Source organism: Arsenophonus nasoniae DSM 15247 (assembly GCF_000429565.1).
GTDB classification, from domain to species: Bacteria; Pseudomonadota; Gammaproteobacteria; order Enterobacterales; family Enterobacteriaceae; genus Arsenophonus; species Arsenophonus nasoniae.
This window is the reverse complement of sequence record NZ_AUCC01000236.1, coordinates 1-1,421: the sequence shown is the minus strand read 5'-3', so window position 1 is coordinate 1,421 and position 1,421 is coordinate 1. Positions and strand designations below refer to the sequence as shown.

Genomic DNA, 1,421 nt, shown 5'->3' with positions numbered 1-1,421 from the left:
ACACCAAGCAGCGTTAAAAAATCCACAAATCTTTCCAAAATCCCTAAAACAGAAAGCGTTGTTCCAATGATACCTATTGTTAAGGTGATTAACGTATAATTGACCTTTTTGCCCGTTAGCACAGAAATTGAATTAGCAATACTCAATGATGATGAGTAAAGATTAATATCATTAACACGTAGAGTAGAAAAAATAACAACCAGCAATCCAATCCCGCCAGCCGTTTCGGTCATAATAGTGACAACATCTGCGGTATTTAATGCTCTGGCTAATAATATAGCAAGGCCATTAACCAGAAATTCACCCAGAATAATGGATATCATCGTCATAAGAAATACTTGCCGACTGTTTTTTGAATATCGACTCATATCGGGTGTAATAAGACTGGCTACAATACAACCGCCCATAATTAATGTAATGGCGGAAGAGAGTGTCATTGGTTCACCGGTAGGAATTGAATTAATTAATTCAATGGTATTGTGATTATCAAGAATTCTTACAGAAATGAAGACAATAACGATGATAAAGAAAGGGACGGCAATCCACGCCGTAAATCGCAAAGCTTTAAAGCCAAAAGCAACCAAGACGGTCAAAAATAATCCAGAAAATGCCGCTGACCATTCAAACCCTAACTTATCGTCTAATGCAAAATTAAATCCTTTCGCAAAGACGGCATTTTGCACGCCAAACCAGCCTATCAAACTAATGGCTATCAACAAACTAACGAGAATTGAACCTATTTGTCCAAAACCACACCATCTGGCGAGGAGACTACTTGATAACCCCTCTTTCATACCCGCAAAGCCTAATCCAAAAGTTACCACTCCAAAAATAATACTGCTGATAAAAATGGCTAGAAAGGCATTAGCTATAGTCATTGAATGACCTAATACTGCGCCTAGCATGAACTGATCTAAAGCGGTTAACATGCCCGCATGTACTAAGGTGACACTAAGGAATGATAAACGTATATTGGTGGGAACACGACTTGTTGGATAGTTATCTATTAGGTTCATATGATAAGTTTACCTTGTTATAAATAGCGGTATTTTATCCCGCACATAACCATTTTATTTTGTGATAAAATGAAGTCCTTTACATAAAAAATAATCAGGCACATAGTTATCCAAGCCTATATGACTGCAATAGCCTTTTAATTGATAAAGGGAATGCACATCTGTTTTTTTAAAGATGATTTTCAACCGACTCTCGACAGTACGAGGGGCAATATTTAATATATTGGCAATTTCTTTATAAGATAAATTTTGAAGTACAAGAAAAATAACATTTAATTCTTTTCTGTTGAATGAGGTGTTTTTTATTTCGGTTGTAACTACCGTCGGATTTCTTTTATTTATGTTAATTAATGGGTTGATATAAATGAGTTCTTTTGCATTCCATAAAATACCTAAGGATTCTCT

General features: G+C 35.5%; 2 protein-coding genes. Both read right to left on the bottom strand.

Annotation, left to right across the window (positions count from 1 at the left end):
• The coding region (locus G468_RS0117900; RefSeq protein ID WP_026824137.1) for a cytosine permease at positions 1 to 1,016 on the bottom strand (1,016 nt) is incomplete at its 3' end.
• 54 nt (positions 1,017 to 1,070) lie between these two features.
• On the bottom strand, positions 1,071 to 1,421 hold a 351-nt coding region (locus tag G468_RS0117895; protein ID WP_026824136.1), incomplete at its 5' end, for a helix-turn-helix transcriptional regulator.